Origin of the sequence: Cupriavidus sp. UBA2010, from assembly GCF_002335265.1 — a bacterium.
GTDB classification, from domain to species: Bacteria; Pseudomonadota; Gammaproteobacteria; order Burkholderiales; family Burkholderiaceae; genus Cupriavidus; species Cupriavidus metallidurans.
This window is the reverse complement of record NZ_DDCI01000009.1, coordinates 39,821-64,735: the sequence shown is the minus strand read 5'-3', so window position 1 is coordinate 64,735 and position 24,915 is coordinate 39,821. Positions and strand designations below refer to the sequence as shown.

Here is a 24,915-nt window from a genome sequence, read left to right as displayed (position 1 = left end):
TCTGCAAAGGCGGCCTTTCCGCCCCCGCCGACGCATCTCTGTTCTCCGTTTTCTCTGGTGGCCACGCGAGCGTTCTCGAGGTCATTTCCTTTGCTGGCGCGGGTTTAGATGCGGTCGGTTGTAGTCGGCAACTCCTGTAGGGGTGGCGACTGAGGGTGACGATATGCACCGCTACGCGGTAGGCTACTCCCGGCCAGAAGCAGGCATTCGTTTTGCTATTTATATTCTATTGAGCCTAAATCCGGAGAATGGAGAATCAAATCTGCAAGGCTTGCCACCGGACCGCTTAACGAAGTTTCTGAGCGATGTACGAGATAAAGATCTTTGTAAACATCTTCTTCAATCGGAATTGCATGTAACCATCCGCTTGCCTGTTCATGCTTGACCGCGCTTTCCATCACAAGCGAGATTCCTAGCCCTGCGTGGACCGCGTGTTTGACCGCCTCGGTGCTACCTAACTGCATACCCACTGTGAACTCTGCCGAGTCGGCACCGGCATATTGTTGTAGTAGGCGCCCAGTTCCGGTAGCCGCTTCGCCTCCAAGCAAGTTCTGGGATTTTAACCACTTAAGTGGAATGGTCGACTCGGCAGCCCAAGGATGGCCGGGGCGAACAATGACAACCATCCTCTCGCGCCGCCATACTGTTGAGACGAACCCAGGACGTGAGTCCCACCACTCCATTACCGCTACATCCACTTCAAGCGTTTCCAGCAAAGCGGCAATCTCGATATTTTTGCCGATCCTCACATCGATCTTGTTTGCTAATTTATCTTGGAGCGCCTTGATATAGGGTTGTAAAAGATAAATGCCGATATTGGAGCTTGCACCAACGACCAGGCTTTTATTGTGGAGGGCTGCCGTAGCCTTATGGCTAGTACGGAGCAATTGTTCCGCATAGGGGAAAAAAATCTTTCCCTCCAATGTCAGGCTTTGCGGCATTGTTGCGCGGTCAATCAGCCGGGCCTGCAAAGACTGCTCCAGCCGCTTGATATGCTGCGTTACTGTTGGCTGGGACAATCCAGTTTGCTTCGCCGCTTCGCGAAAGCCCCCGCATTTGACGACGGCAATGAACGTCGCCACACGCTCCAGATCTATCACGCCGCCTTTACTCCCGGATACGGCTGATTAATCGCGCCCATCGGTTTTTCACCAGCGAGTGCCTGGATGATGTTCATCGCTGCCTGCCGCTCGATTTCAAGCCGAACTTCCTTGACCGCCGATCCCAAATGCGGCGTAAAAAACGTTTGTGCCGTATTGTCGAGCAGCGCCTTGGGGATAGCCTGCGGGCGATCAGCGCGTATCCATTCTTCCATCTCGAAGACATCGGCTGCATATCCAGCTAGTTTTCCAGACGCCAGTGCTGCTATCACCGCATTCTCATCCACGACCGAGCCGCGACATGCATTGATCAGGTAGCTACCGGTTTTCATCTTGGCCAACGCGGTGGCATCGATCAGATGCAGTGTCTCTGCGGCCATCGGAACCATCGGCACGACATAATCACATTTTTCGAGCAGTTCATCGAGCGTGACGCGCTGTACGTGCCAAGCCTTTTCTTGTTCGGCATTGAGCGGAATCGGATCGCAATACAAGAGATTCATTTCAAAGCCAGCCAAGCGCTGGGCGATTGCACGGCCGACCGCCCCCATACCAATGATGCCAAGCGTTTTTCCTGTCAAACCAGAGCCATATAGTGTCGGCCGCCAGCCTTGGAAGTGTCCGCTACGGATTTGCCTATCGCCTTCCAGCATATGCCTTGTCAAACCGAGAAGAAGGCCGATAGTCAGTTCAGCGGTCGGGATCGTAAGCAAATCCGGCACAATCGTAAGCCATACACCGTGGCGTGTGCAGGCGTTGACATCGAAGTTATCATAGCCTTTAAGCGCGGCGCCGATGACACGCAGCTTTGGACATTCCTCGAGAAACGCGCTGTCGATGCTGTCCGGCATGAAAGCCATGAGTGCATCCGCATCTTTGGCTCGCGCAATTACCTCAGAACGCGGCAAGGTTTCCCGTGTGGTGTTGGGGATAACATCGGCGCTAGCGGACAACAATTCGATGATTTCCGGGTGCACCCAGTGGGTGAGGACGACTTTGGGCTTCATAAAAACCTTTGTAAGCTTTGGGAGTTATTTGAACTTGCGACGCAGGAAGGAGCTGAAGGCGTCGACGAGGGTAACCATGCCTAAAATAACCAGCAAAATAGCCGAGACATCCTGGTATTGCATGATGCGCAGAGAGCCCATCAGCTCGAACCCGATTCCACCGGCGCCGACCATGCCCATCACGGTCGAAGCACGGAAGTTGTATTCCCATCGATAGATCGCGGTATCGGCCATTTGCGGAAGCACTTGGGGAAAGATCCCATGAAAAATCACCTGCAATGGCGTGCAGCCCGCTGCATGCGCGGCTTCTACCGGTGCCGGATCGGCATGTTCGATCGATTCCGAAAAAAATTTGGCGATCATGCCAACCGAATGTAAGCCTAGGGCTAAAACACCCGGCAATGCGCCGAAGCCAACGGCTGCCACGAACAGGATGCCCATGATCAGTTCGGGTATCGATCGCAAAGCGTTTAACAGGCCGCGTGTGGCTTGATACACGAGTGGATGAGGGCTAGTATTCCGCGCGGCGAGCACTCCTAAGGGAATGGATAGCAATACCGCGATTGCCGTGCCGGCGATACTCATGGCCAAGGTATCCAGTACCGGTTTGACCCAGGTGCCAGCCTGCGAGAAGTTCGGTGGGAACATCTCGCCGGCAATTTTTACCAGGCTTGGCATGCCATCCTTCAATCGCTCGGCATCAAATAGGCCGACGTAATACCAGCAACCGATCACAATCGCCAGCACAACGGCAAACTGCAGTATCGTGCGGTTCCATACGCGCTGGCGCTCGGCCAGAATCAAACCAAAATCAGCTTGCATGCTGTCGCTCACTTAGAACTTCGACAGATCGAGCTTGAGCAGTGTGCCAAGGCTGCGCACCACGTCATAGTCTTTGTCGCTGATCGGGCCGAAACCATCGGCTTTGAAAGGTTTCAGGACTTCCGGATCTTTGAGATTCAAGAAGGCTGCACGGATCTTTTCCTTCAGTTCCGGCTTCAGATTGCTGCGCATGGTCCACGGGTATTGCGGATATGGCTTCGATTCGGCAAGAACTTTTACTTTGTTGGGATCGACCAGTCCGCGCTGAACCAGGGATTCAAAAATCGGCTTACTCAAGCCGCCAGCCTGCGCGTGACCGTTTTGCACGGCCATGGCCACCGCGTCATGCGCACCGACAAAGTGTTCGCGATAGTTTTCGCCGGCTTTCAAACCGTTTTCCGCCAATATCGACTTCGGAATCAAATGGCTGGAGGTGGATGCCTTATCACCGTAAGCGACATTCTTGTTGACGATATCACTGATTTTGGCGATGCCGGCGCCAGTATTGGCGATCAATACGGACTGGTAGGTAGTGCTACCCTTTTGCTTCATCGCTGCGAATGGCTCGATGTCGCTCTTTTGCTTAGCCAGCACATACGACAAGGGGCCAAAATATGCCATGTCGATACGGCCGTGACGCATGGCTTCGATCATTGACGAGTAATCAGTGGTAACCACCAGCTCAATTTTCTTTCCCAGCTCTTTTTCCAGATAGATTTCGAGCGGCTTGTTGTTTTTAATTACGGTCGATGCGTTTTCGTCCGGCAGTAGCGCAACTTTGAGCGTTTCTGGATCGGGATTGGATGATGCATGGCCAATGCTGCAGACGGCGGCAAGCAAGACAGACATTAATGCGGATGCGAGTTTTTTCATAATCAATCCTTTACGGTAGCAAGTTGCATGGGAAATGAAGTATCGATAAGCCGTTCCTCTCGAGCGTCTTGTGGAACGCTCAAAGAAGAACGGGGTACTTGTTCATACAGCGTGTCGTAACTGGCTTGATCCAAAGTCTGCGGTGCGGCATCAAAAATGACTCGGCCATGGGACAGGCCAATAATACGGTCGGCATAACGTTGAGCGAGGTCTACCTGATGCAGGCTGACGACCGCCGAAATCCCGTCCTCTTTACAAATGCGGTGCAGCAGACTTAGCACTCGCTCTGCAGTAGCAGGATCGAGGCTGGCTACCGGTTCATCAGCCAACACCAGTTTAGGTTGCTGAGCCAGAGCCCGGGCAATACCGATGCGTTGCTGCTGGCCGCCGCTCAATGCGTCGACACGGCTTAAGGCTTTGTGCAATAAGCCGACTCGGTCCAGACTTTGCAGGCATATGGATTGATCCTTCGCCGGGAGGGGGAATAGACTGCGTAATGCCGTGTGGTAGCCCATTCGGCCCATCGAAACGTTTTGCAAAGCCGTCAGTCGGCCAATCAATTGATGCTGTTGAAACACCATGCCAGTCTGTCGGCGATGCATGCGCAATGCACGCGAGTTCGCCAAATTTCCTAAGCCGGCGACAATGGTGGTGCCGCGCTGCGACGCATGCAGCGAATTAATACAGCGAAGTAGCGTGGATTTTCCAGCGCCGGAAGATCCGAGCAATACGGTGAACTGTCCCTGATGGAGTTTGAGAGTGGTGGGATACAGTGCAATCGCATCACCATAACTGACTGAGACATTCTGTAGTTCGATCATGACACCTCCGGCAGATTTGAATTCGTAATCAAAAATGATGACCTGATTACGAATCTGAATTGCAGCGATGGTAATGTCGTGATATGACACCCTGATGACTCGTTGATGTCATTTTTGTGACATGGTCGCGGGTGCCTGTGAGGGAAATAAGTTGTGCTATCTATGCCAAATATAGACGTCTGCTATCGGCCACGACCGGTCGTTTGCTTACGACAGCTATCGGGTAGGCTGTCGGAAGGAGAAAACAAGACAATGGCACAAGACGCACTTCGGCTCGCTGTACTCATCGACGCGGACAACGCCAGCGCAGCGGTTATCAAGGAGCTGCTGGAGGAGGTCGCGAAGTACGGGGTCGCGACTGTGAAGCGCTCCTACGGTGACTGGACTACGCAAAACCTGGTGGGTTGGAAGGATCACCTCCACCGCCATGCAATCCAACCGATGCAGCAGTTCGCCTACACCAAGGGCAAGAACAGCACGGACAGCGCCTGCATCATCGACGCCATGGACTTGTTGTACGGAGGCAATGTAGATGGCTTCTGTCTCGTCAGCAGCGACAGCGATTTCACTCGACTTGCCACTCGCCTACGGGAGGCCGGCAAGGTCGTTTATGGGTTCGGGGAACGCAAGACTCCAGACGCTTTCATCGCGGCTTGCGACAAGTTCGTCTTCGTTGAGGTGTTGAAACAACCTGCCACAGGCGTAGACCCTGGGTTACCCGTACAGGTGAAAGACGTTCCGCCCCTTCACGGTCTGCTGTCGCACGCAGTGAAAGAGACACAGCGTGACACGGGCTGGTCGTCGCTCTCAGCCGTAGGCTCCTTCATCAGCAAAAACCACGCATCATTTGATCCGCGGAACTACGGCTTCAGCAAGCTCAGCGACCTGGTGCGCAAGCAACACCACTACCTGGAAGTCAAGGAGACCACAGATGCTGCAGGCTTCAATCACTTGCACATCAAGCTGAAGTAGTCCCATTTGGATGACCCAGCCTCCTCATGCGCGCGTGAGTGCTTCCGGGAGGTCAAATCACGCAACTCGCTGGCGGCATTGGGTCGAAAGTGTTAGTTCAACTTTGGACAGTATCGTGCAGTACTAGTTTCTGGGCAGCCCAGCCGTTGGGCAAGGGGCGGCGCATCACCTTCTCCAGCACGGCATCGGGCGAGCCCACCAGCCGTTCCACGACCTCCGGGGCCAGGAGCGTCAGCCGCATGACCCGGCGCACCTGCGTCACGTCCATGCCTTCGGCCTCGGCGATCTCGGCTACTGATGCCGCCCGCTGCTCATCCAGAAGGCGTTGCCAGTGGTGCGCCAGTCCGAGCGCCCGCATCAACGCGGTGTCCTGCGCGGCCGACCGGGCTTCCCGCTCCCGGGTGGCCTCGGACAGGAATTCCTGTGGAGCGTCCAGGGGCGTGATGACCTGCTTCTTCAGCCCCCGCTTCACCAGCGTCCAGGGCACGAAGGTTTCCAGTTGCACGCCGCCTGCTGGACTCGGCAGTTGATAGGTGACCGGATCACCCTTGAACCGGCCCCGGTGCTTCTTGCTCATGCGTCCTCCTCAAAGCGCTTCACGATCTGGCGTTGCGCCTCCCAATCCACCGGCAGCGGGTTGCGCTGGAACCAGATCAGGTTCATCCGGCGAGGCTGCCGCCCGGCCATCAGCAGTTCGAGGATGTCGGGCGCGAGCAGGCTCAGGCGCATCAGTTCGTTGGTGACCGATGGGTGTAAGCCTTCGGCCCGGGCGATCTCCGAGCCACTCTTCATCTCGCCGGTGTCCACGAGGTGCTGCCAGTAGAAACCGCGTGCCACCCCCTCCAGCAACGTCACATCGTGAACATGGCGGTCGTCGGCGGCCACGCGCCGCGCGCCCCGGCGGCGGAATGTCAGTGGCACGAAGGTTTCCAGTGTGTCGTTCATCAGGCCTCCACCTCCACCAGTTCCGCGCCGATGCCTCTCCGGGCGAACTCGCCGATCAGGGCGTCCCAGCCCAGTTCCCGCCACTTCACCTTGATGCCCTGCACCTCGCCGACGTGGACGAGGTCGATGCGCTCGATCATCAGGTTGGCGATGCGGTGGCGCTCCACCGGGAACAACTGATCCCACACGTCGTTGAGCCGTCCCATCGCCATCACCGTGGTGGCCTCGTCGATCTGTCCGCCCTTTGTTTTCTGGTTCTGCTGGATGTGGCGCACCACCGATGCGATGGATTCCGGGCTGGTCAGCACGGTGCGGATTTGGGCCACCACTGCCGCCTCAATCTCCGGTGCAGGCAGGCGTTCGTAGCTCTTGCCCGGTGCTCCGAACCGGCTTTCCGACTTGGACACGTAGTAGTGGTACTTGCGCCCGTTCTTGCGTGAGTAGGTCGGGTACATCCGTTCGCCCGAGGGGGCGTACAGCAGGCCGCGCAGCAAGGCGTCGGTGCGCGACCGGATCTTGGTTTCCACCGACCGGGCGTGTCCATCCCTGGCCAGCACCGTGTGGACCTTGTCCCAAAGCTCCTGGTCGATGATCGGCGGGTGAGCGCCGGGGTACCAGTTCCCCTTGTGCGACAACTCGCCCAGGTAGATGCGGTTGCGCAGCAGCTTGTGCAGGTACTTTTTGTCGATGCGCGTGCCCTTGCGGGTCTGGCCCTCCTGCGTCGTCCAGGCCTTGGTAGTGATGCCGTCGGCGGTGAGATTGACGGCGATCTGGGTTGGAGAACCAATGGTCAGCATCTCCTCGAAAATGCGACGCACCACCGCCGCCTCGGCCTCGTTGATGACCAGCAGGCGGTTGTCGACGTCGTAGCCCAGGGGCGGGACGCCACCCATCCACATCCCCTTGCGCTTGGCGGCGGCGATCTTGTCGCGGATGCGCTCGCCGGTGACCTCGCGCTCAAACTGGGCGAAGGACAGCAGGACGTTGAGCATCAGCCGACCCATCGAGGTGGTGGTGTTGAACTGCTGGGTGACCGACACAAAGGACACCCCGTGGCGTTCGAACACTTCAACCATCTTGGAGAAGTCGGCCAAGCTGCGCGTCAGGCGGTCGATCTTGTAGACCACCACGATGTCGATCTGGCCGCGCTCGATGTCCGCCATCAGGCGTTTCAGCCCCGGCCGATCCGTGTTGCCGCCAGAGAAGCCGGGGTCATCGTAGTCGTCGGCCACCGGAATCCAGCCCTCGGATCGCTGACTGGCGACGTAGGCGTGGCCCGCCTCCTTCTGCGCGTCGATGGAGTTGAACTCCTGGTCAAGTCGTTCATCCGAGGACACCCGGCAGTAGACGGCGCAGCGCTTGCGGGCCTTGGTGCTGGCAATATCGCTCATCGCGCACCTCCCTTGCTCAGGCCAAAGAACAGCGGCCCCGACCAGTGCGCGCCCGTGATGTGGCGGGCCACCGCCGTCAGGCTCCTGAAGTTGCGCCCCTGGTACTCAAACAGCCCCTCGGCGGTGACTGTCACCCGATGTTCGCGCTCGCCCCATTCGCGCAGCAGGATCGTGCCCGGCGCGAAATCGAACTCGCGCGGCTTGGCCCGCAGCTTGATCTTGGAGTGTTTTGCGCCGATGGCTTCCAGGCGCTGCTTGGTCTCGGGCGCAAGGCCACCGAAGGCTTCCTCCTGCAGCTTGTAGGCGAGACGGGACTCGACGTGCGTGCGGTTGGGGTAGTCCGGGCGACGCGGGAAATACTGATCCCACACCGTCCAGAGCTCGGACATCGGCAGGCAAGCCAGCTCCGCAATCCGCGCGGCGACGGATGCTTGTTTCTCGTTCATCACAACTTCTCCTCTTGATAGGGGGTTGTATGAACGCGCTGGTCGGGCAGGAAGCCAAGGCCAACTTCTCTCTGTTTTGGCGCTTCTGCGACGACGGTGCGGACGATGGCGGCCGCAAGGATGGCGGTGATTTCACCAGCGCGGGCGCTGGCGGACATCTCTGAGGGAGATGCGAGTTCGAGGTTCTTCATGACGGCTCCGAGGAATTGCAACCGTCTCAGATGATGTGCGCGATGTTCCGAAGCGGATGGCAATTCCGGGTAATCGGGCTCATCTGGTGGCCCGGCCTCGATGCCCCGGCAGGCCAGCGGCGCCTGTCTAGCAGGGAACCGGATTGCGCGTTAACGAAACAGTTGACAGGTGCCGATCTGCTCGATACGATGGCGTCAATTAACTAATCACGCAATTGGGTCACAAAATGGCATTTGGTGCCTACATCAGACTGAAGAGGGAGGCGAAGGGCATTCAGATGAATGACTTCGCCCGGCAGCTGGACATCTCGCCTGCCTACTGGTCGCGCATAGAGCGCGACATCGAGAAGCCGCCCAAGGACGAGCTGATCCGCAAGGCGGCAGAAATCCTTGGCGAGAATGTCGACGACGCCTTTGTTGAGGCCAGCCGCCTTCCGCCAGACATGCGCGACGACGTGGGGGGCCTGGTACGGATGTATCGCAAGCAAGCGACGGGGGACAAGTGAATGCCGGTGTTGACTCTTGGCTACCGGCATTGCGACCGAAAACGCCCCAGCTACATCAAGAATTCCGAGATTGAGGGCATCGCCGTTTTGGCCCGCCAGCAACTGGTGGAGGCGGCTGCCGATGCCATCCCGCTCGCAACCCTGAGCGCCATCTCCGGCCTGAAGATCAACGGCGTGGTCTTCGACCTGTTCGTCGGCACCGGGAATGTTGTGCATGACGAATGCGGCAACCCTGTTCTGGGCATCTGTGAGTACGACCCCGGCGTGCCGGACACGGCGATGGTGTCGGTGTCGCCGGTTGGCGTGAACGCCAGCGAGGAACTGGTACTGAGCACCCTCGGCCACGAACTCGGCCACGCCATTTTCGATGCGCCAGGATGGATCGTCGATGCCAGCAAGGGGCCGGGTCTGTTCGATGAACCCAGCGACGCGGCGCGGCGCGCCTACCGCACGACCACACGCGACGTCGAGCACTTGGCGAAAGTCACGCCCGTCGCCGAGGCGGCTGCGACGCCCTCCCTGGCGATTCCGGGCCACACCACCAAGGAAGAATACTTCGCCGAGCTGCGTGCCAACGAGTTCATGGGGTCGCTGCTGGTGCCGCGCCAGCGGTTGAATCTGGCTGTCGAAGAGATGGCTGCGCAACACGGCGTGACGATCCATCGTAGCCCGTCGCTCGACCCCGAGTTGCCCGGCACCAGTCTTTACCTGACGGCTGATGGCGACATCGAATGTTTGCAGAAGGCCGTGGCCAAGCGCTTCGGCGTCAACCGGCGGTTCATCCAGGTGCGGATGGAGCGCTATGGCCTTCTCAAGCCGGGGGCCAAGATCTTCTGATCAAAGCCTTCGTCCCGCCGCCGACTGCGTGTCGGCTTTTTTTGAACCGCTCAGTTAACCACTCGCGCAATCGCGCACTTCGTTTAGAAAAGGAAATTGCCTATGCCAGCGGACGAACAAATCATCGCTCAAGAACACAACCAGCCGACCGCCGCGCCGCAGCAGTCCGCGAAGCAGGCGCGATCCCGCCAATCGGACGATGGCCCGGAAATCCTGCCGTGTATGGAGCACTTCGTGACCCTGGTGCGCAAAGCCAAGCGCCCCGGCCTCGCCTTGCTCCTGGTCGAGCGCGCCAGCGCTACGTCGCTGCCGGAAGTGGCGGCGCTGACAGACGCTGCCAAAGGCATCCTGGCGGTGCAGTCGCGCAAGGCGATGTTCCACGCCGTCGCCAAGCTCGGCTCGGACGTCCAGCAGCGCATTGAGCGGGCGGCCGAGCGCGTGGTGCTGCTCGATGACGAGTACGGTGCGCAGGCCGTCCAGTCTCTCCTTGACGACGAGGACATCAATGACGCAGCGATCATGGCCGCGCCGAGTGATCGCTACAGCCGGGCCCTATTTCTCTGCCTGCTGCAGGACTTTCCGGAGACCGGTGCCACGCGCGATCAGCGCTTCGACAATGCCGAGCGCGTGCAAGTGATGCATCGGCAATGGAAGAGCGAGAACTACTCCAGCCACTACCTCGGCCCGAAGGGCGTGGTGCCGAGCATTGATGCCGACGTTGAGGGTGTATTGCGCGGGCGCATTTCGGCGCTGTTCCCGCAAGTGGCTCCCGACCAAATCATCATCGAGCAGTTCACGCGCCGTGATCTCGCGCATGCCGACCGCTGCGGCGGCAAGGACTCTGACGAGGTCACGCCCGTGCTCCTGCACACCCTGACTGCAACCTTCAACGGGTCGACGGCGCACTTTCGGCAGGTTGCCAACGGCGAGGTGGTCGAGCACGAAGAACCTGCAGCGATGTCGGCCAGCTTTTCGTGGGAGCCCGGCACCGGTGCGCTCGGCGTGTTCTGCGAAGACCGTGAGGTGCGCCGTGAACTGGCGACCATCTTCCGCGATGTCGTCTTGGCGTGCGACGGGGAGATCAACGACATGCCGATGCGCGAATTCGACCTGTTCGGATTCTCGACACCGGCGATGCTCAAGCGCATCGAGCAGGAGCGAGTGGCGGGCATCGAAAAGATTTCGATCTTGCAGATCAAGGTGGCGCGGCCGTTCGAGCAGCAAACCACCGACGCGGCCAACGGACGTGAGTTGATCCAGCATCTGTCGAGCACGATGCTGATCGGCAAGGATCGGCGCGACACCCGGCAGATTTATCAGGTCGCCTATGACGACTATGGCATCGACGACTTGACGGAATACACGCTGGCGCAGGTGAAGTTGGTAGTCAGGATGGCCAAACAGCCGCACCGCAAGGCCCACAACGTCGCCGTCCAAATCACGTCGCCGAACGGTCTGAACGACAAGAGCAAGACCGAAGATGACCGAAAGCGCGTTCTGGAACAGCTCACGCGAATTGGGGTGCTCCGTGAGTTCTGAAGGCGCTACCGCAATGTCGGCGCATCTGAGCTTTCTGGCAGTGCTGGAGCGGCTGCCCCGGGTTGAGTCCCGCGTCATGGCGGCGGCGCTCGGACGATGCAGACCAACGTTCCTGCAACGACGATGGGTCACGGAAGAGGACTACCTCAGCCATGTGATGGTCCCCGTCCGGGATTCGGAGCAGGAAGTCGAGGTTGAGATCGATCAGGATGCGGCGGTGTACCGGTACCGCAGCCCGCAGCAGCGATCACGAACAGTTGAGCGACCTCTTGCCGACATCGCGTTGTACGCCCTCCAGGTGGATGCGTGGCTCGCCGACTTGGCGTCCTTGATCGGCATCGAAGATCGACAGCGTTCCGACCGCCGACATCGCGTGCCGGGCCACCTGTGGCACCTCGGGGAAGTGCGAATCGCGGGCACCCACGACTTCGCCCCGGTGTTCGTTGCCCGAGCGTGGGAGCGTGCTCCTGTTGCCGCGATGACCTCGGTTTTGAGTGATCCGATCTGGCCGCGTGGCGGCATCGTGTTGCGGCATCAGCGAGATCCAGTTGAGCTGCCCCGCGACCATGTCATGCGCGGTCTGGACGAGTTCGTTCGCGTGGACGACGGTCAGGACGCTTTCGACGCGAGCGCATTCGACAGGGTGCTGCGTGGCTTCATCACCCCCACCGGTGCGCCGGAGCCAGAGCAGTTCTTCCAAGGCAATCGTTTGAAGTTGCCGCACTTCTCCGAATCACGCGAGCTGTCTGCGGAGCGGGCCAAGATCGTCAAGCAGATGTGGAGTGCCGACGGAAAGAACGCGCCCGAAGTTTCCTGGGCCGAGGTCAACAGGATCGCCAATACCGGCTACCAGTCGTTCGATGACGCCTTCGGCGGAAAGGCTGAGCGCGAGGACGTGATCGCATTGGTCAAGCGCGGCAAATACCGCCTGCGACGCAACCCATAAACGCGCCCATAAATCAAACCAGACACGGGCCATAAACCCGTGCGGAGACTTCGATGTGCCCATTTCATCTAGGAGGCACATCGAAATGCAAACCCAAGTTCCATCAATCGAATCCGGTCGGAATCCGCGCCGGATGAATCCCGGCGGTGCAACCTGCATCGCCCTCGACGAAAACGAGCTCGCCATCCGCTGGGGGCTCTCCGTCAAGACGCTGCGCCGCTGGCGTCAAGAGCAGCTCGGCCCCATCTACTGCAAGCTCGGTCGCCGGGTCACCTACCTCCTGCACGAAATCGAAGCCTTCGAGCGCCGCGTCTCGCGCTACTCGAGCTTCACTCGTGCGTACCAGTGAGGAGGACGGCCATGAGCGATCTGACCATCTTCCCCGTCGACATCGCTGAGATGTCTGTGAGCCAACTGGCCGCGCTGCCGCCCGAGCAGAAGTGCGAGGTCGACAAGAACCTTGATGCTGCCATCGACTGGCTAAAGAAGGCTCGCACCAAGTTCGATGCGGCGCTGGAACAGTGCTACGGCGAGCAGGCCCGTGTCGCACTGCGTGAATCCGGCCGTGACTTTGGTACCGCCCACATCAGCGACGGCCCGCTGCACATCAAGTTCGAGCTGCCCAAAAAGGTCAGCTGGAACCAGAAACAGTTGGGCGAAATCGCCGAGCGCATCGTGGCCTCAGGCGAGAAGGTCGAGGGCTACCTCGACGTCAAGCTCTCAGTGTCCGAGTCCCGGTACATCAACTGGCCGCCCGCATTGCAGCAGCAATTCGCGGCCGCCCGCACGGTCGATTCCGGCAAGCCGTCCTTCACCCTGAGCACCGATGGGGGTGAGGCATGAAGCGGCTACCCATCGTGTCCGCCGTCGAGCGGATGGCCGAGCGCAAGGGCGTGAAGCTGCTGATGCTGGGCAAGTCCGGCATCGGCAAGACGTCTCGGCTCAAAGACCTCGACCCCGCCACCACACTGTTCCTTGACATCGAGGCAGGCGACTTGGCGGTCGCCGACTGGCCGGGCGACACCATCCGCCCGGCGTCCTGGCCCGAGAGCCGCGACTTCTTCGTGTTCCTTGCGGGCCCGGACAAGTCGCTGCCGCCGGAGAGCGCGTTCTCGCAGGCGCACTACGACCACGTCATCGAGAAGTTTGGCGATGCGACGCAGCTCGGTCGCTACCAGACCTTCTTCCTTGACTCGATCACGCAACTGTCTCGCCAGTGCTTTGCGTGGTGCAAGACGCAGCCCGGGGCGGTCAGTGATCGTTCCGGCAAGCCCGATCTGCGCGCGGCCTACGGGCTGCTCGGCCAGGAAATGATCGGCGCGTTGACCCACCTGCAGCACGCCCGTGGCAAGAACGTTGTGTTCGTGGCGATCCTCGATGAGCGACTGGATGACTTCAATCGCAAGGTGTTCGTCCCGCAGATCGAAGGCAGCAAGACCAGCCTGGAGCTGCCCGGCATCGTCGATGAGGTCGTGACGCTGGCCGAGATCAAGGCCGAGGACGGCAGTTCCTACCGCGCCTTCATCACGCACACCGTCAATCCCTACGGCTTCCCGGCCAAAGACCGCAGCGGTCGTCTCGACCTGCTGGAGCCGCCGCATCTCGGCGCGCTGATCGCCAAGTGCGCGGGCGCTGTCCCCGCGCTAGCCAGCGCCGCCAACCCCGCACACATCGAATCTCAGGAGTAATCGCAATGACCGCATGGAATGACTTCAACGACGCCGACTCTCAGCAATCCGGCTTCGATCTGATCCCCAAGGGCACCGTCGTGCCGGTGCGAATGACCATCAAGCCGGGTGGCTATGACGACCCCGAGCAAGGCTGGGGTGGCGGCTACGCCACCGAATCGTTCGAGACCGGTTCCATCTATCTGGCCGCCGAGTTTGTGGTCACCGCTGGCGATCATGCCAAGCGCAAGATGTGGAGCAACGTCGGCCTGCTCTCCAAGAAAGGCCCGACCTGGGGCCAGATGGGGCGCAGCTTCATCCGGGCCGCGCTCAACAGCGCCCGCAACGTCCACCCGCAAGACAACAGCCCACAGGCCGCCGCCGCGCGCCGCATCAATGGCTTCGCCGAACTGGACGGTCTGGAGTTCTTGGCGCGCGTCGACATCGAGAAGGACGCCAAGGGTCAAGACCGCAACGTGGTGAAGCTGGCAGTCGAGCCCGACCACCCCGACTACGCCAAGTTGAAAGGTGTGCCGCCGAAGGGCAGTCCGGGCGGTGGCAACTCCGGCGCTCCCGCGCAGGCGGCCCCGGCCTATTCCGCGCCCACCCCGCAACGCGCACCAGTGACGGGCAAACCGTCCTGGGCTCAGTGAGGAGACGGCTATGAATGCATCCGTCCTCACTGCCAGTCACTACGGCGTCGTGCGCTTCGGCGATCTGCAATGCGAGGCCGTCGTCCTCAAGGGCGGCGAGCGTGGCTACGTTCGTCGTCAACTGGCCAAGCTGCTGGGCTTCCACGAAACGCACAAGGGTGGCCGATTTGCCCGGTTTCTTGCCGACTTCGCTCCTAACTCCTTGTCGGCATTGGAGAAAACTCGTGAGCCGATTCTGTTGCCGTCAGGTCGGCAGGCGCAGTTCTTCCCGGCCGGGATCATTGCCGACGTCGCGTCGGCGGTGGTCAGCGCGGCCATCAACGGCACGCTGCACAAGGCCCGCCAGGGCATCGTGCCCAATTGCATGAAGATCATGCGCGCGCTGGCCACCACCGGCGAGGTCGCGCTGATCGACGAGGCGACGGGCTACCAGTACCACCGCGCGCCTGACGCGCTGCAGGAACTGATCTCCAAGCTGCTGCGCCAGTCGTGCTCTTCGTGGGAGCGCCGCTTCCACCCGGACTACTACCGCGCCCTCTACCGGCTGTTCGGCTGGAAGTACCAGGGCCACGACCAGAACCCGCCCCACGTTGTCGGTCAGATCACGCAGCGCTGGGTCTACGGCCCGGTGCTGCCCGCCACGCTGATCGACGAGATTCGCGCCCGCAAGGGCATCTCGCAGAAGCACCACCAGTGGCTGTCCGATCAGGGCCTCGCCCGTCTGGAAACGCAGATTCACGCGGTCACCGCCATTGCGCGCAGCTCGACCTGCTACCGCGACTTCGACCGCCGCTGTGAAGCGGCCTTCGCTGGCGGCGCGCTGCAGCTGGCGCTGCTGGCCGAAGACTTTGAGGAGGGGGCGTGAAATGCTGGGTCTGCAAACGACAGGCCCGGGGATTCGGTCACACCGACAACCGACACGGTGTCGGCGATCCCCGGCGCTACCCCATCGACTGGGTGTTCTGCTCGCAGCGCTGCCAATCCGCGTTCCACGCGATGTACGGCAACTGGCTGCGCGCCAAGGATGGTCGCAGCGACATCAAGGGGGTCGCCATGATCGATCCCTCTGATATCGAGCTGGCCGCAATGCGCAAGTGCCTCAAGTCCTTCGGCGAGGCGGCAGGAGAGATCGGCTTCACCAAACCGCTGGGCAACTACTCAGAAGCCGAGGCGCTGCAGGTGATCGACGCCATCGTCACGTGCTACACCAAGGCGATGGTTGAGCACCACGAGGCGAGCAAGTACCCGCCCGTGCGCGGCATGACGCCGACGCCCGACCCCATGACACCGAGTGCAGCCAATCCGTTCGCGGATCTGGAGGACGACCTGCCTTGGGAAGAACCGAAGGGGAAGAAGCCATGATGGACTTCAACTCCACTTCGAGCATCTCGGGCCAGATCACTGCGCTGGTCGACGCCGGGATGCAGCGGGCGCGAGCCCAGCAGTCCGAGCGCCAGTACCTTGGTGCCTCGCGGTTGGGCGCTGCCTGCGAGCGTGCGCTGCAGTTTGAGTACGCCAAGGCTCCCGTCGATCACGGCCGGGACACCCCGGGCCGGATGCTGCGCATCTTCGAGCGCGGCCACGTCATGGAGGACTGCATGGTCGCGTGGCTGCGCGACGCCGGTTTCGACTTGCGTACCCGCAGGGCCGATGGCGAGCAGTTTGGCTTCTCCGTGGCTGATGGCCGTCTGCAGGGCCACATCGACGGCGTCATCGTCGATGGCCCGGAGGGCTTTGCCTACCCGGCGCTCTGGGAAAACAAGTGCCTCGGCATGAAGTCCTGGCGCGAGCTGGAGAAGAACCGGCTCGCCGTGGCCAAGCCCGTATACGCCGCGCAAGTGGCGATCTACCAAGCCTATCTCGAACTGCACGAGCACCCGGCGATCTTCACGGCGCTCAACGCCGACACGATGGAGATCTACACCGAGGCCGTGCCCTTTGACGCAGCCCTGGCCCAGCGAATGTCTGATCGGGCGGTGAAGGTCATCACGGCGACCGAAGCGGGAGATCTCCTGCCGCGCGCCTTCAATGACCCGACCCACTTCGAGTGCCGGATGTGCGCGTGGCAAGACCGCTGCTGGAGAACACAAGCATGACCGACAACAACACCCCGGCCACCGGCATCGAGCCGATGATCGATGCCAAGCAGGCGGCCGCCGCGTTGCGCCTGCCGTACTACTGGTTCGCCGACCACGCGATGCGCACCAAGTACCGGATTCCGCACTACCTGATGGGTGGTCTGGTGCGCTACCGGCTGTCCGAACTCTCTGCGTGGGCCACGCGTACCACCGCCGTTCAGGGCCGTGATTCCCATGATGCGGACGCACCTGTCGAGGGAGCCGAATGATCGACTTCAACGACACCACCCAACCTGCGGAGCACAACAGGGAATCTGAACGAGACGAGATTCGCGCCGACTTGCTTGCGCGTCTGGAGTCGGTGCTGACCACGATGTTTCCGGCTGGCAAGAAGCGCCGTGGCAAGTTCCTGATCGGCGACATCCTCGGCAGTCCAGGTGACAGCCTCGAGGTGGTGCTGGAAGGTGAGAAGGCCGGTCTGTGGACGGATCGTGCCACCGGCGATGGCGGCGACATCTTCGCCCTGATCGCGGCCTATCTCGGTGCGAACGTCCACACCGATTTCCCTCGCGTGCTGGATGAAGCTGCCGATCTGCTCGGGCGGTCGCGGTCGGTGCCAGTGCGCAAGGCGAAGAAGGAAGCGCCTGTCGACGACCTCGGCCCGGCTACGGCGAAGTGGGACTACTTCGATGCCGGTGGCAAGCTGATCGCCGTCGTCTACCGCTATGACCCACCGGGAGGCAAGAAGGAATTCCGACCGTGGGACGCGAAGCGCCGCAAGATGGCCCCGCCTGAGCCGCGCCCGCTGTTCAACCAGCCGGGCGTCGCTGCGGCCAGCCACGTCGTCCTGGTCGAGGGCGAGAAGTGCGCGCAGGCCTTGATCGCCAGCGGCGTGGTGGCCACCACCGCCATGCACGGTGCCAATGCCCCGGTCGACAAGACCGACTGGTCGCCACTGGCTGGCAAGACGGTGCTGATCTGGCCCGACCGCGATGCGCCAGGGTGGGACTACGCCGACCGCGCGTCGCAGGCGATCTTGCAGGCAGGCGCGACCTCGGTCGCCATCCTCATGCCACCCGACGACAAGCCGGAGGGGTGGGACGCTGCAGATGCCATTCCCGAAGGTTTCGATGTCGGTGGCTTTCTGGCCGTCGGCGAGCGGATGCCGGTGATGCGCTCGGTGGAGGAAGCGCCTTCGCCAGACTTGCTGACGGGCATTGATTGGACGACCGAGGATGGCCTGTCCAGCGCTTTCACCCGCCGCTATGGCGAAGACTGGCGCTACTGTGCCCTGTGGGGCAAGTGGCTGGTCTGGACGGGTGTGCGCTGGAATCCCGATCAGGTGCTCTACGTGTCGCATCTTTCCAGGGGCATCTGCCGCAACGCCTCGCTGAAAGCGGACACGCCGAGGCTCAAGGGCAAGCTGGCCAGTTCCGCCACGATTTCGTCGGTTGAAAAGATCGCGCGCTCTGACCCGAAGCACGCATCCACCGCCGAGGAATGGGACGCCGATGTCTGGGCGCTGAACACCCCCGGTGGCGTGGTCGATCTACGCACCGGCCGGATGCGCCCGCACCGGCGGGACGACCGAATGACCAAGGTGACCACGGCTACTCCGCAGGGCAATCCGGACAGCGCTTGCCCGACGTGGCGAGCCTTCCTCACGGATGTCACCGGTGGCGACGCCGATCTGATGGCCTACCTGCAGCTGATGGTTGGCTACTGCCTGACGGGCGTCACCAGCGAACACGCGCTGTTCTTCTTGTACGGCACGGGCGCGAACGGCAAGTCGGTGTTCGTCAACGTGCTGACCACCATCCTGGGCGACTACGCGGCCAACGCGCCGATGGACACGTTCATGGAGGCGCGAAACGACCGGCACCCCACCGATCTCGCAGGGCTGCGCGGCGCACGCTTCGTGTCATCCATCGAAACCGAGCAAGGGCGGCGCTGGAACGAGTCCAAGGTCAAGGCCATCACCGGTGGCGACAAGGTGTCCGCGCGCTTTATGCGCCAGGACTTCTTCGAGTACCTGCCGCAGTTCAAGTTGGTGATCGCGGGCAATCACAAGCCGTCGATCCGCAATGTCGACGAGGCCATGAAGCGCCGACTGCACCTGATCCCGTTCACGGTGACGATCCCGCCCGAGCGCCGCGACGGCAGGCTGACCGAGAAGTTGCTCAAGGAGCGCGATGGGATTTTGGCGTGGGCCGTCGAGGGCTGCAGCCGCTGGCAGCGCCAGGGCTTGAAGCCGCCCGCCAGCGTGGTGTCGGCGACCGAGGAGTATTTCGAGGCCGAGGATGCGCTCGGGCAGTGGATCGAAGAACGCTGTCTGCTGGCCAAGTCCCACCGCGAAGGCGTCTCCGAACTGTTCGCCGACTGGCGCGAATGGGCCGAGCGAGCGGGCGAGTACGTGGGTTCGGTCAAGCGGTTCTCGGAGCTGATGGCGACTCGCAAGTTCGAGAAGTGTCGGCTGACCGGAGGGGCTCGCGCCATCGCGGGCATCGCCCTCAGGCCCAAGCCGTACAGCAACGCCTACCCCTACCGCGATGACTGACCAATCCGGGCGAGTGACGGATTTGACGGGTTTCCTGATTGACGCTCTACACGTGCGCGCACGTAAAGGACGTTGTCCTGACAACCCGTCGCATCCGTCACTCGCCCACCCAACACGGAGTAAAGACGATGAACACGACAATCCTGGCCCTTGATCTGGGCACACACACCGGGTGGGCTCTGCAGCACCTGGACGGCACCATCACCAGCGGCACGGAGCACTTTAAGCCGCAGCGATTCGAAGGCGGCGGAATGCGATTCCTTCGATTCAAGCGCTGGCTCAACGAACTCCTCTCGGCCAGCAATCACATCAACGCGGTGTTCTTCGAGGAAGTTCGGCGGCACGCGGGCGTTGATGCGGCGCACGCCTACGGCGGCTTCATGGGGCACCTGACCGCGTGGTGTGAGCATCACAACATTCCGTACCAGGGCGTTCCGATCGGCACGATCAAGAAGCACGCGACCGGCAAAGGCAATGCGGGCAAGGACGAAATGATCACGTCCGTCCGCGAACGTGGTCACACCCCAGTCGATGACAACGAGGCCGACGCGCTGGCCCTGCTGCATTGGGCCATCGAGACGCAGGAGGTGTGACGTGAAGGTGCCGACACCCCAATACCGCTGCCCCCTTGGTCGGCTGCAGCCGCAAGCCACGGATCTGGACGCCATCAAGGAACGTGGCTGGCGTGACCAGCACATCCTGGTGGTCAACGCCTCCGACGACCGTCTGGACTTCATCGAGCGCGAGATCGTGCGACGCATTGGTGAACGCCTGTACGGGCTGGGAGGGACGCGTCATGGCTGAGTGGACAACCGACGACGTGGCAGCACGCTTCGAAGAGGCCGCCACCACCGGACGACGCCTGCCCCCTGTACGTGTGCAGGGCTACTTCAATTGCTGGCCCGCCTTCGTTCGCAAGGAGTGGGAAGCCTTTGCTGCCGACGAGAAGGTGTACAGACCCTTCCCACCAAGCCCCGAGGCCATCGACCGGATGCTGGAGACGATGCGCTGGGTGCAGTGGCTCGAGGTCGAGCAGCGCCACCTCGTGTGGATGCGGGCCAAGCGCTACGGCTGGAGGGACATCACGATTCGCTTTGCCTGCGACCGGACGACGGCGTGGCGGCGTTGGCAGAGGGCAATGGAGATCGTGGCGGCGAACCTCAACAGCGAAGGCGTGCGGTTGCCTTCCAAAAACGTGGGCAATTTAGGGTAATGCTTGCCGCGCTTGTCCCTGCTTTGCCTTGCTTGTCCGTTTCGAGGCCCGGCAGTTCTGCAACAAAACAGCCCGGTCGGGGGTAGTATTTCGGCTATCTTCTGGACAGCGGTGACGGTTGAGGCCGAGCGCTTGGCAATAGGCCCAGGCAAAAGGGGTCCTTCCTTCCCAAATCGCAATGCGGGGGGCGCGAGCGCGACGCTTTTTTAGCGTCAGGGCGCGGGCAAGGTTACCAGTCGGCCAGGTTACCGGCCCCGGTTACCACCCCCAGGCGCAGTTACCACGCCACCAGAATCTTTATTCACCCAACCCGCCCGGCGGCAACGCTCGGCGGGTTTTGCTTTTGGGACTTCCACTTTGAACACGCTCAACGTCGAGTACCGCAAGGTCGAGGCGCTGATTCCCTACGCCCGCAATCCGCGCACGCACGCCGAGAGCCAGATCGCCAAGATCGCGGCCAGCATCGTCGAGTACGGCTGGACGAACCCGATCCTGGTCGATGGCGACAACGGCATCATCGCCGGGCACGGGCGTCTGGCCGCTGCGCGCAAGCTCGGGCTGGATCAGGTGCCGGTGATTGAACTGGCCCATCTGACCGTCGCGCAGAAGCGGGCACTGGTGATCGCCGACAACCGGCTGGCACTGGATGCGGGCTGGGACGAGGAGATGCTGGCCCTGGAACTGGCCGATCTGTCCGAGGCCGGATACGACCTCGCTCTGACCGGTTGCGAGGATGCCGAGATCGAGGCACTGCTCACCGGTGACGTGACCGACGCCGACGCCGATGCCGATGCCGATGCCGACGCAGAGCCGGACACCGAGGAACCGGATGCCGCAGACGACGTGCCGGAAGCACCCGTCGTGGCGGTGTCTCGCCCCGGCGATGTCTGGGCCATCGGCGCGCACCGCCTGATCTGTGGCGACGCCACCGACCGGGACGTGGTCGCTTCGCTGATGCAGGGTGAAGTCTCTCGCCTGTGCTTCACCTCGCCACCCTACGGCAACCAGCGCGACTACACCTCAGGTGGCATCTCCGATTGGGACGGCCTGATGCGCGGCGTGTTCGCGCACCTGCCGATGGCAGGCGACGGTCAGGTGCTGGTCAACCTGGGTCTGATCCACCGCGATAACGAAGTGATCCCGTACTGGGACGCTTGGCTATCCTGGATGCGCCAGCAGGGCTGGCGGCGCTTTGCATGGTACGTCTGGGATCAGGGGCCGGGGATGCCCGGCGATTGGGCAGGCCGCTTCGCGCCGAGCTTCGAGTTCGTCTTCCACTTCAACCGGGAGAGCCGCAAGCCGAACAAGATCGTCCCCTGCAAGCACGCCGGCCAGGAATCCCACCTGCGCGCCGACGGGTCGTCCACCGCGATGCGCGGCAAGGATGGCGAGGTGGGCGGCTGGACGCACAAGGGGCTGCCCACGCAAGACACCCGCATCCCCGACTCGGTGATCCGCGTGATGCGCCACAAGGGCAAGATCGGCCAGGACATCGACCACCCAGCCGTGTTCCCGGTGGCGCTGCCGGAGTTCGTGATCGAGGCCTACACGGATGCGGGCGATGTCGTGTTCGAGCCCTTCGGCGGCAGCGGCACGACGATGCTGGCCGCCGAGCGCACAGGCCGCATCTGCCGAAGCGTTGAAATCGCTCCGGAGTACGTGGACGTCGCCATCAAACGCTTCCAGCAGAACCACCCCGGCGTGCCGGTCACCTTGATCGCCACCGGCCAGTCCTTCGGGCAGGTGGCTGCTGAGCGCGCCACCACCCTGGATGCCGAGGTGATGGCATGAACTGGCTGGCCGACAAGATCGAACAGTGGCCCACCGGCAAGTTGCTGCCCTACGCCCGCAACGCGCGCACCCATTCCGAGGAGCAGGTGGCGCAGATCGCTGCCAGCATCGCGGAGTTTGGATTCACCAATCCGATCCTGGCGGGCAGTGACGGCATCATCGTCGCTGGCCACGGACGGCTCGCCGCCGCCCAGAAGCTGGGTCTGGAGCGGGTGCCGGTCGTCGTACTGGATCATCTGAGCCCGACGCAGCGCCGGGCCCTAGTCATTGCAGACAACCGCATCGCCGAGAACGCGGGCTGGGACGACACGATGCTGCGGATCGAACTCGAAGCCTTGCAGCTCGATGGTTTCGATCTGGACATCACCGGGTTCGACGCCGACGCACTGGCCGAACTGATCGCGGGTGACGAGCCGGACAACGAGGGGCAGACCGCTGAGGATGCGGTGCCCGAAGTCAGCGAGACGCCCATCTCGCGTCCGGGCGATGTCTGGATCATGGGCCAGCACCGGCTGCTTTGCGGCGACTCAACCGTGGCCGAGAGCTACGACCGCCTGATGCAAGGCGCGTTGGCGGATATGGTCTTCACCGACCCGCCGTACAACGTGAACTACGCCAACAGCGCCAAGGACAAGATGCGCGGTAAGGATCGCGCGATCCTGAACGACAACCTGGGGGATGGCTTCTACGACTTCCTGCTGGCAGCGCTGACGCCCACAGTGGCGCATTGCCGGGGCGGCATTTACGTGGCGATGTCCTCCAGCGAGCTGGATGTGCTGCAGGCTGCCTTCCGCGCCGCCGGTGGCAAATGGTCGACTTTCATCATCTGGGCCAAGAACACCTTCACGCTGGGTCGTGCCGACTACCAGCGCCAGTACGAGCCGATCCTCTATGGATGGCCCGAGGGGGCGACACGCCACTGGTGTGGTGACCGCGACCAGGGCGACGTCTGGAACATCAAGAAGCCGCAGAAGAACGACCTGCACCCGACGATGAAACCGGTCGAGCTGGTCGAGCGCGCGATCCGCAATTCGAGCCGCCCCGGCAACGTGGTGCTCGATCCCTTCGGTGGCTCTGGCACGACGCTGATCGCGGCGGAAAAGTCAGGCCGCATCGCGCGGCTGATCGAACTCGATCCGAAGTACGTTGATGTGATCGTGCGTCGGTGGGAAGATTTCACCGGGAAGCAGGCTACCCGCGAGGCGGATGGCGCGTTGCTTGATCAGGCGGCGAGCGACTCGTCGACGATCTCGCAGTGAATCACAAAGCCCGTCAGGTAAGGCAGGCCGCGCGGGATGCCGTATTGCTTGCTGGTCTGGCGGCCAATCGTCCAGCCCATCCAGCGTTGGGTGGCGGCGTTGATCGCGCCCGCCAGGGGCTGGCCCTGATAGAGCCCGTTCTGGACGTCGTCTGCAAAATGGCGTCCGTGGCGGCTGTCGAGGAAGACCTGAACCGATTCGAGGGGCTGGCTGGTGGCGTCCGAGATGGCGGTCATCGCCAGGGGCCATGCGGCGCTGGCGTGTTCGTTCATCGTGCCCCAAAAGCCCCAGGCTTCGTTCTGGGTGGCGGGGATCTGCGTGGTGGTGTTCATTTCTGGCTCCTTCGGGTTGATCGTTGCGACACCCGTAGTAACGCGCTGTTCGATTGAGAAGCCAAGCGCCGCTTGGCCTCTTTTTCGATCATTCTGATCAGGCGATGCGGTAGACCCGCTCGCCGCCCTGCGGCTTGTCCGACACGATGGTCAGGCCCAGCTTCTTCTTGAAGGCCCCGGCAAAGGTGCCGCGCACCGTGTGTGCCTGCCAACCGGTGGCGGTGCAGATCTGGCCGATGGTTGCGCCTTCGGGGCGTTGCAGCATCCGGATCACTTCGGCTTGCTTGCTGTTGTCGCGGGTGCGCGGCTTGGCCCACGTTGCTTCGGCGGCGGTTACGGCGGCTTCCAGTTCGGGATCACTCGCGGCGGCTTGCGCGCCTTCAGCGTTGGCGATGATCTGGTCGAGATGGGCTTCGAACGGACCGATGCTGTTCCTGTTTACGCCGGGGCGCGGCATACCCAGGGCGTCGTAGCCCTCGGCGGCGACGAACCAGTCAGTGCCGTCGGTGGTGATCAGGGCACGGTTGAACAACCCGTCGAGCACCTTCTTGCGCGCGCCGCCTTTGATGTTGTCGGGGAACCAGTCGATCTTGCCTGCGCTGGTGTTGATGGCTTTTGCCAGGATGGCGTGTTGGGCCGGGGTCAGGTTGGTGGTGGTCATGGGCTGCTCCTTCGGGGGGTGGATGACGATGTGATGAACGCGCTGTCTGGGACTGAAGCCAAGCGCTTTCTGCTTGGCTTCGTCGGTTTCCAATCAGTCCTTGGCGATTTCTGCGTCCGAGGCCTTCGGGCTCGATACGCCAAATTCGACGCCCGCCTTGAAGGCCGCTTCCAACGCGTCCTTGAGGCACCAAACCGCCGTGTCGTGGAAGTCGAGGCTGTCGGCGTTGCGGGTTTGCAGGGTTTCGATGCCGAGATGCTTCTGGGCGATGAGGGTGAGGATGGTGTCGATCTGGCTCATGGCGTTTT

General features: G+C 61.8%; 32 protein-coding genes. 19 read left to right on the top strand and 13 right to left on the bottom strand.

The window, feature by feature from the left end:
- Positions 1–215: 215 nt before the first annotated feature.
- Genes B2246_RS03610 through phnC form a run of 5 tightly spaced genes read right to left on the bottom strand, consistent with a single transcriptional unit; the run spans position 216 to position 4,623 of the window.
- Entirely contained in the window at positions 216–1,100 is an 885-nt protein-coding gene (locus B2246_RS03610) for a LysR family transcriptional regulator (protein ID WP_004629222.1), read from the bottom strand.
- A complete protein-coding gene (locus tag B2246_RS03605) occupies positions 1,097–2,107 on the bottom strand; it encodes a phosphonate dehydrogenase (protein WP_009238667.1) in 1,011 nt (336 codons plus the stop codon). The genes B2246_RS03610 and B2246_RS03605 overlap by 4 nt, the downstream gene beginning before the upstream one ends.
- A 24-nt stretch (positions 2,108–2,131) precedes the next feature.
- A complete protein-coding gene (gene phnE, locus B2246_RS03600) occupies positions 2,132–2,929 on the bottom strand; it encodes a phosphonate ABC transporter, permease protein PhnE (RefSeq protein ID WP_009238668.1) in 798 nt (265 codons plus the stop codon).
- A gap of 12 nt (positions 2,930–2,941) precedes the next feature.
- A complete protein-coding gene (gene phnD / locus B2246_RS03595; RefSeq protein ID WP_024973167.1) occupies positions 2,942–3,802 on the bottom strand; it encodes a phosphate/phosphite/phosphonate ABC transporter substrate-binding protein in 861 nt (286 codons plus the stop codon).
- A gap of 2 nt (positions 3,803–3,804) precedes the next feature.
- On the bottom strand, positions 3,805–4,623 hold the full coding sequence (gene phnC / locus B2246_RS03590; protein ID WP_020200553.1) for a phosphonate ABC transporter ATP-binding protein: 819 nt from the start codon (positions 4,621–4,623) through the stop codon (positions 3,805–3,807).
- A gap of 252 nt (positions 4,624–4,875) precedes the next feature.
- Here phnC and B2246_RS03585 point away from each other — a divergent pair, with 252 nt between their 5' ends.
- A complete protein-coding gene (locus tag B2246_RS03585) occupies positions 4,876–5,595 on the top strand; it encodes an NYN domain-containing protein (protein ID WP_009238671.1) in 720 nt (239 codons plus the stop codon).
- Positions 5,596–5,692: 97 nt separating this feature from the next.
- On the opposite strand, the gene B2246_RS03580 is transcribed toward B2246_RS03585, so the two are convergent.
- From B2246_RS03580 to B2246_RS03560, 5 genes are read right to left on the bottom strand one after another with little or no spacing between them, the layout of a single operon-like run.
- A complete protein-coding gene (locus B2246_RS03580; RefSeq protein ID WP_004629233.1) occupies positions 5,693–6,172 on the bottom strand; it encodes a hypothetical protein in 480 nt (159 codons plus the stop codon).
- Entirely contained in the window at positions 6,169–6,540 is a 372-nt protein-coding gene (locus B2246_RS03575; RefSeq protein WP_004629235.1) for a hypothetical protein, read from the bottom strand. Before B2246_RS03575 ends, B2246_RS03580 begins: the two co-directional genes overlap by 4 nt.
- The gene (locus tag B2246_RS03570) at positions 6,540–7,931 is read right to left on the bottom strand and encodes a recombinase family protein (RefSeq protein WP_024973169.1); all 1,392 of its coding nucleotides are present in this window, start codon (positions 7,929–7,931) and stop codon (positions 6,540–6,542) included. The genes B2246_RS03575 and B2246_RS03570 overlap by 1 nt, the downstream gene beginning before the upstream one ends.
- The gene (locus B2246_RS03565) at positions 7,928–8,377 is read right to left on the bottom strand and encodes a DUF2924 domain-containing protein (RefSeq protein WP_024973170.1); all 450 of its coding nucleotides are present in this window, start codon (positions 8,375–8,377) and stop codon (positions 7,928–7,930) included. The genes B2246_RS03570 and B2246_RS03565 overlap by 4 nt, the downstream gene beginning before the upstream one ends.
- A complete protein-coding gene (locus B2246_RS03560; protein ID WP_024973171.1) occupies positions 8,377–8,568 on the bottom strand; it encodes a hypothetical protein in 192 nt (63 codons plus the stop codon). The genes B2246_RS03565 and B2246_RS03560 overlap by 1 nt, the downstream gene beginning before the upstream one ends.
- 227 nt (positions 8,569–8,795) lie before the next feature.
- On the opposite strand from B2246_RS03560, the gene B2246_RS03555 reads away from it, so the two are divergent.
- The 18 genes from B2246_RS03555 to B2246_RS03470 all read left to right on the top strand — a co-directional run bounded on the left by B2246_RS03555 (position 8,796) and on the right by B2246_RS03470 (position 23,614).
- Entirely contained in the window at positions 8,796–9,074 is a 279-nt protein-coding gene (locus B2246_RS03555; protein WP_024973172.1) for a helix-turn-helix domain-containing protein, read from the top strand.
- The gene (locus B2246_RS03550) at positions 9,075–9,911 is read left to right on the top strand and encodes a hypothetical protein (protein WP_024973173.1); all 837 of its coding nucleotides are present in this window, start codon (positions 9,075–9,077) and stop codon (positions 9,909–9,911) included. It begins immediately after the preceding gene.
- Positions 9,912–10,013: 102 nt separating this feature from the next.
- Positions 10,014–11,450 carry a hypothetical protein gene (locus B2246_RS03545; protein ID WP_024973174.1) on the top strand — a complete coding sequence of 479 codons (1,437 nt, stop codon included), beginning with the start codon at positions 10,014–10,016 and terminating at the stop codon, positions 11,448–11,450.
- Between the two features lie 13 nt (positions 11,451–11,463).
- On the top strand, positions 11,464–12,396 hold the full coding sequence (locus tag B2246_RS03540; protein WP_024973175.1) for a hypothetical protein: 933 nt from the start codon (positions 11,464–11,466) through the stop codon (positions 12,394–12,396).
- Positions 12,397–12,481: 85 nt separating this feature from the next.
- Entirely contained in the window at positions 12,482–12,745 is a 264-nt protein-coding gene (locus B2246_RS03535) for a helix-turn-helix transcriptional regulator (RefSeq protein ID WP_024973176.1), read from the top strand.
- Between the two features lie 11 nt (positions 12,746–12,756).
- Positions 12,757–13,239, top strand: a complete 483-nt coding sequence (locus B2246_RS03530) for a hypothetical protein (RefSeq protein WP_024973177.1) — start codon at positions 12,757–12,759, stop codon at positions 13,237–13,239.
- Positions 13,236–14,084, top strand: coding sequence for an ATP-binding protein (locus tag B2246_RS03525; RefSeq protein ID WP_024973178.1), 849 nt, complete (start codon positions 13,236–13,238; stop codon positions 14,082–14,084). The genes B2246_RS03530 and B2246_RS03525 overlap by 4 nt, the downstream gene beginning before the upstream one ends.
- A 5-nt stretch (positions 14,085–14,089) precedes the next feature.
- Positions 14,090–14,716: a hypothetical protein gene (locus B2246_RS03520; RefSeq protein ID WP_024973179.1), complete on the top strand. Its 627-nt coding sequence runs from the start codon at positions 14,090–14,092 to the stop codon at positions 14,714–14,716.
- Between the two features lie 10 nt (positions 14,717–14,726).
- The gene (locus tag B2246_RS03515) at positions 14,727–15,581 is read left to right on the top strand and encodes a P63C domain-containing protein (protein ID WP_024973180.1); all 855 of its coding nucleotides are present in this window, start codon (positions 14,727–14,729) and stop codon (positions 15,579–15,581) included.
- Positions 15,578–16,078: a DUF6511 domain-containing protein gene (locus B2246_RS03510; RefSeq protein WP_024973181.1), complete on the top strand. Its 501-nt coding sequence runs from the start codon at positions 15,578–15,580 to the stop codon at positions 16,076–16,078. Before B2246_RS03515 ends, B2246_RS03510 begins: the two co-directional genes overlap by 4 nt.
- The gene (locus B2246_RS03505) at positions 16,075–16,812 is read left to right on the top strand and encodes a PD-(D/E)XK nuclease family protein (RefSeq protein ID WP_024973182.1); all 738 of its coding nucleotides are present in this window, start codon (positions 16,075–16,077) and stop codon (positions 16,810–16,812) included. The genes B2246_RS03510 and B2246_RS03505 overlap by 4 nt, the downstream gene beginning before the upstream one ends.
- Positions 16,809–17,063, top strand: a complete 255-nt coding sequence (locus tag B2246_RS03500; protein ID WP_024973183.1) for a hypothetical protein — start codon at positions 16,809–16,811, stop codon at positions 17,061–17,063. The genes B2246_RS03505 and B2246_RS03500 overlap by 4 nt, the downstream gene beginning before the upstream one ends.
- Positions 17,060–19,351, top strand: coding sequence for a phage/plasmid primase, P4 family (locus tag B2246_RS03495; protein ID WP_024973184.1), 2,292 nt, complete (start codon positions 17,060–17,062; stop codon positions 19,349–19,351). The genes B2246_RS03500 and B2246_RS03495 overlap by 4 nt, the downstream gene beginning before the upstream one ends.
- A gap of 128 nt (positions 19,352–19,479) precedes the next feature.
- Positions 19,480–19,944, top strand: a complete 465-nt coding sequence (locus B2246_RS03490) for a crossover junction endodeoxyribonuclease RuvC (protein ID WP_024973185.1) — start codon at positions 19,480–19,482, stop codon at positions 19,942–19,944.
- Position 19,945: 1 nt separating this feature from the next.
- Positions 19,946–20,155 (top strand): hypothetical protein, encoded by a 210-nt coding sequence (locus B2246_RS03485; protein ID WP_024973186.1) that lies wholly within the window; start codon positions 19,946–19,948, stop codon positions 20,153–20,155.
- A complete protein-coding gene (locus B2246_RS03480; protein ID WP_024973187.1) occupies positions 20,148–20,564 on the top strand; it encodes a DUF6362 family protein in 417 nt (138 codons plus the stop codon). The genes B2246_RS03485 and B2246_RS03480 overlap by 8 nt, the downstream gene beginning before the upstream one ends.
- A gap of 357 nt (positions 20,565–20,921) precedes the next feature.
- Positions 20,922–22,355 (top strand): site-specific DNA-methyltransferase, encoded by a 1,434-nt coding sequence (locus B2246_RS03475; protein ID WP_024973188.1) that lies wholly within the window; start codon positions 20,922–20,924, stop codon positions 22,353–22,355.
- The gene (locus tag B2246_RS03470; protein ID WP_024973189.1) at positions 22,352–23,614 is read left to right on the top strand and encodes a site-specific DNA-methyltransferase; all 1,263 of its coding nucleotides are present in this window, start codon (positions 22,352–22,354) and stop codon (positions 23,612–23,614) included. Before B2246_RS03475 ends, B2246_RS03470 begins: the two co-directional genes overlap by 4 nt.
- Here the strand turns inward: B2246_RS03470 and B2246_RS03465 are convergent.
- The 3 genes from B2246_RS03465 to B2246_RS03455 all read right to left on the bottom strand — a co-directional run bounded on the left by B2246_RS03465 (position 23,578) and on the right by B2246_RS03455 (position 24,907).
- Entirely contained in the window at positions 23,578–23,946 is a 369-nt protein-coding gene (locus B2246_RS03465; RefSeq protein ID WP_024973190.1) for a hypothetical protein, read from the bottom strand. The genes B2246_RS03470 and B2246_RS03465 overlap by 37 nt on opposite strands.
- 97 nt (positions 23,947–24,043) lie before the next feature.
- Entirely contained in the window at positions 24,044–24,607 is a 564-nt protein-coding gene (locus B2246_RS03460) for a DUF3489 domain-containing protein (RefSeq protein ID WP_024973191.1), read from the bottom strand.
- Between the two features lie 93 nt (positions 24,608–24,700).
- Positions 24,701–24,907 carry a DUF6900 domain-containing protein gene (locus tag B2246_RS03455; RefSeq protein WP_024973192.1) on the bottom strand — a complete coding sequence of 69 codons (207 nt, stop codon included), beginning with the start codon at positions 24,905–24,907 and terminating at the stop codon, positions 24,701–24,703.
- Positions 24,908–24,915 lie beyond the last annotated feature (8 nt).

Bases quoted from the DNA above. Each gene is read 5' to 3' on its own strand.
- B2246_RS03605 (WP_009238667.1), bottom strand. From the start codon at position 2,107: ATGAAGCCCAAAGTCGTCCTCACCCACTGGGTGCACCCGGAAATCATC.
- phnE (WP_009238668.1), bottom strand. From the start codon at position 2,929: ATGCAAGCTGATTTTGGTTTGATTCTGGCCGAGCGCCAGCGCGTATGG.
- phnD (WP_024973167.1), bottom strand. From the start codon at position 3,802: ATGAAAAAACTCGCATCCGCATTAATGTCTGTCTTGCTTGCCGCCGTC.
- phnC (WP_020200553.1), bottom strand. From the start codon at position 4,623: ATGATCGAACTACAGAATGTCTCAGTCAGTTATGGTGATGCGATTGCA.
- B2246_RS03585 (WP_009238671.1), top strand. From the start codon at position 4,876: ATGGCACAAGACGCACTTCGGCTCGCTGTACTCATCGACGCGGACAAC.
- B2246_RS03580 (WP_004629233.1), bottom strand. From the start codon at position 6,172: ATGAGCAAGAAGCACCGGGGCCGGTTCAAGGGTGATCCGGTCACCTAT.
- B2246_RS03575 (WP_004629235.1), bottom strand. From the start codon at position 6,540: ATGAACGACACACTGGAAACCTTCGTGCCACTGACATTCCGCCGCCGG.
- B2246_RS03570 (WP_024973169.1), bottom strand. From the start codon at position 7,931: ATGAGCGATATTGCCAGCACCAAGGCCCGCAAGCGCTGCGCCGTCTAC.
- B2246_RS03565 (WP_024973170.1), bottom strand. From the start codon at position 8,377: ATGAACGAGAAACAAGCATCCGTCGCCGCGCGGATTGCGGAGCTGGCT.
- B2246_RS03560 (WP_024973171.1), bottom strand. From the start codon at position 8,568: ATGAAGAACCTCGAACTCGCATCTCCCTCAGAGATGTCCGCCAGCGCC.
- B2246_RS03555 (WP_024973172.1), top strand. From the start codon at position 8,796: ATGGCATTTGGTGCCTACATCAGACTGAAGAGGGAGGCGAAGGGCATT.
- B2246_RS03550 (WP_024973173.1), top strand. From the start codon at position 9,075: ATGCCGGTGTTGACTCTTGGCTACCGGCATTGCGACCGAAAACGCCCC.
- B2246_RS03545 (WP_024973174.1), top strand. From the start codon at position 10,014: ATGCCAGCGGACGAACAAATCATCGCTCAAGAACACAACCAGCCGACC.
- B2246_RS03540 (WP_024973175.1), top strand. From the start codon at position 11,464: ATGTCGGCGCATCTGAGCTTTCTGGCAGTGCTGGAGCGGCTGCCCCGG.
- B2246_RS03535 (WP_024973176.1), top strand. From the start codon at position 12,482: ATGCAAACCCAAGTTCCATCAATCGAATCCGGTCGGAATCCGCGCCGG.
- B2246_RS03530 (WP_024973177.1), top strand. From the start codon at position 12,757: ATGAGCGATCTGACCATCTTCCCCGTCGACATCGCTGAGATGTCTGTG.
- B2246_RS03525 (WP_024973178.1), top strand. From the start codon at position 13,236: ATGAAGCGGCTACCCATCGTGTCCGCCGTCGAGCGGATGGCCGAGCGC.
- B2246_RS03520 (WP_024973179.1), top strand. From the start codon at position 14,090: ATGACCGCATGGAATGACTTCAACGACGCCGACTCTCAGCAATCCGGC.
- B2246_RS03515 (WP_024973180.1), top strand. From the start codon at position 14,727: ATGAATGCATCCGTCCTCACTGCCAGTCACTACGGCGTCGTGCGCTTC.
- B2246_RS03505 (WP_024973182.1), top strand. From the start codon at position 16,075: ATGATGGACTTCAACTCCACTTCGAGCATCTCGGGCCAGATCACTGCG.
- B2246_RS03500 (WP_024973183.1), top strand. From the start codon at position 16,809: ATGACCGACAACAACACCCCGGCCACCGGCATCGAGCCGATGATCGAT.
- B2246_RS03495 (WP_024973184.1), top strand. From the start codon at position 17,060: ATGATCGACTTCAACGACACCACCCAACCTGCGGAGCACAACAGGGAA.
- B2246_RS03490 (WP_024973185.1), top strand. From the start codon at position 19,480: ATGAACACGACAATCCTGGCCCTTGATCTGGGCACACACACCGGGTGG.
- B2246_RS03480 (WP_024973187.1), top strand. From the start codon at position 20,148: ATGGCTGAGTGGACAACCGACGACGTGGCAGCACGCTTCGAAGAGGCC.
- B2246_RS03470 (WP_024973189.1), top strand. From the start codon at position 22,352: ATGAACTGGCTGGCCGACAAGATCGAACAGTGGCCCACCGGCAAGTTG.
- B2246_RS03465 (WP_024973190.1), bottom strand. From the start codon at position 23,946: ATGAACACCACCACGCAGATCCCCGCCACCCAGAACGAAGCCTGGGGC.
- B2246_RS03460 (WP_024973191.1), bottom strand. From the start codon at position 24,607: ATGACCACCACCAACCTGACCCCGGCCCAACACGCCATCCTGGCAAAA.
- B2246_RS03455 (WP_024973192.1), bottom strand. From the start codon at position 24,907: ATGAGCCAGATCGACACCATCCTCACCCTCATCGCCCAGAAGCATCTC.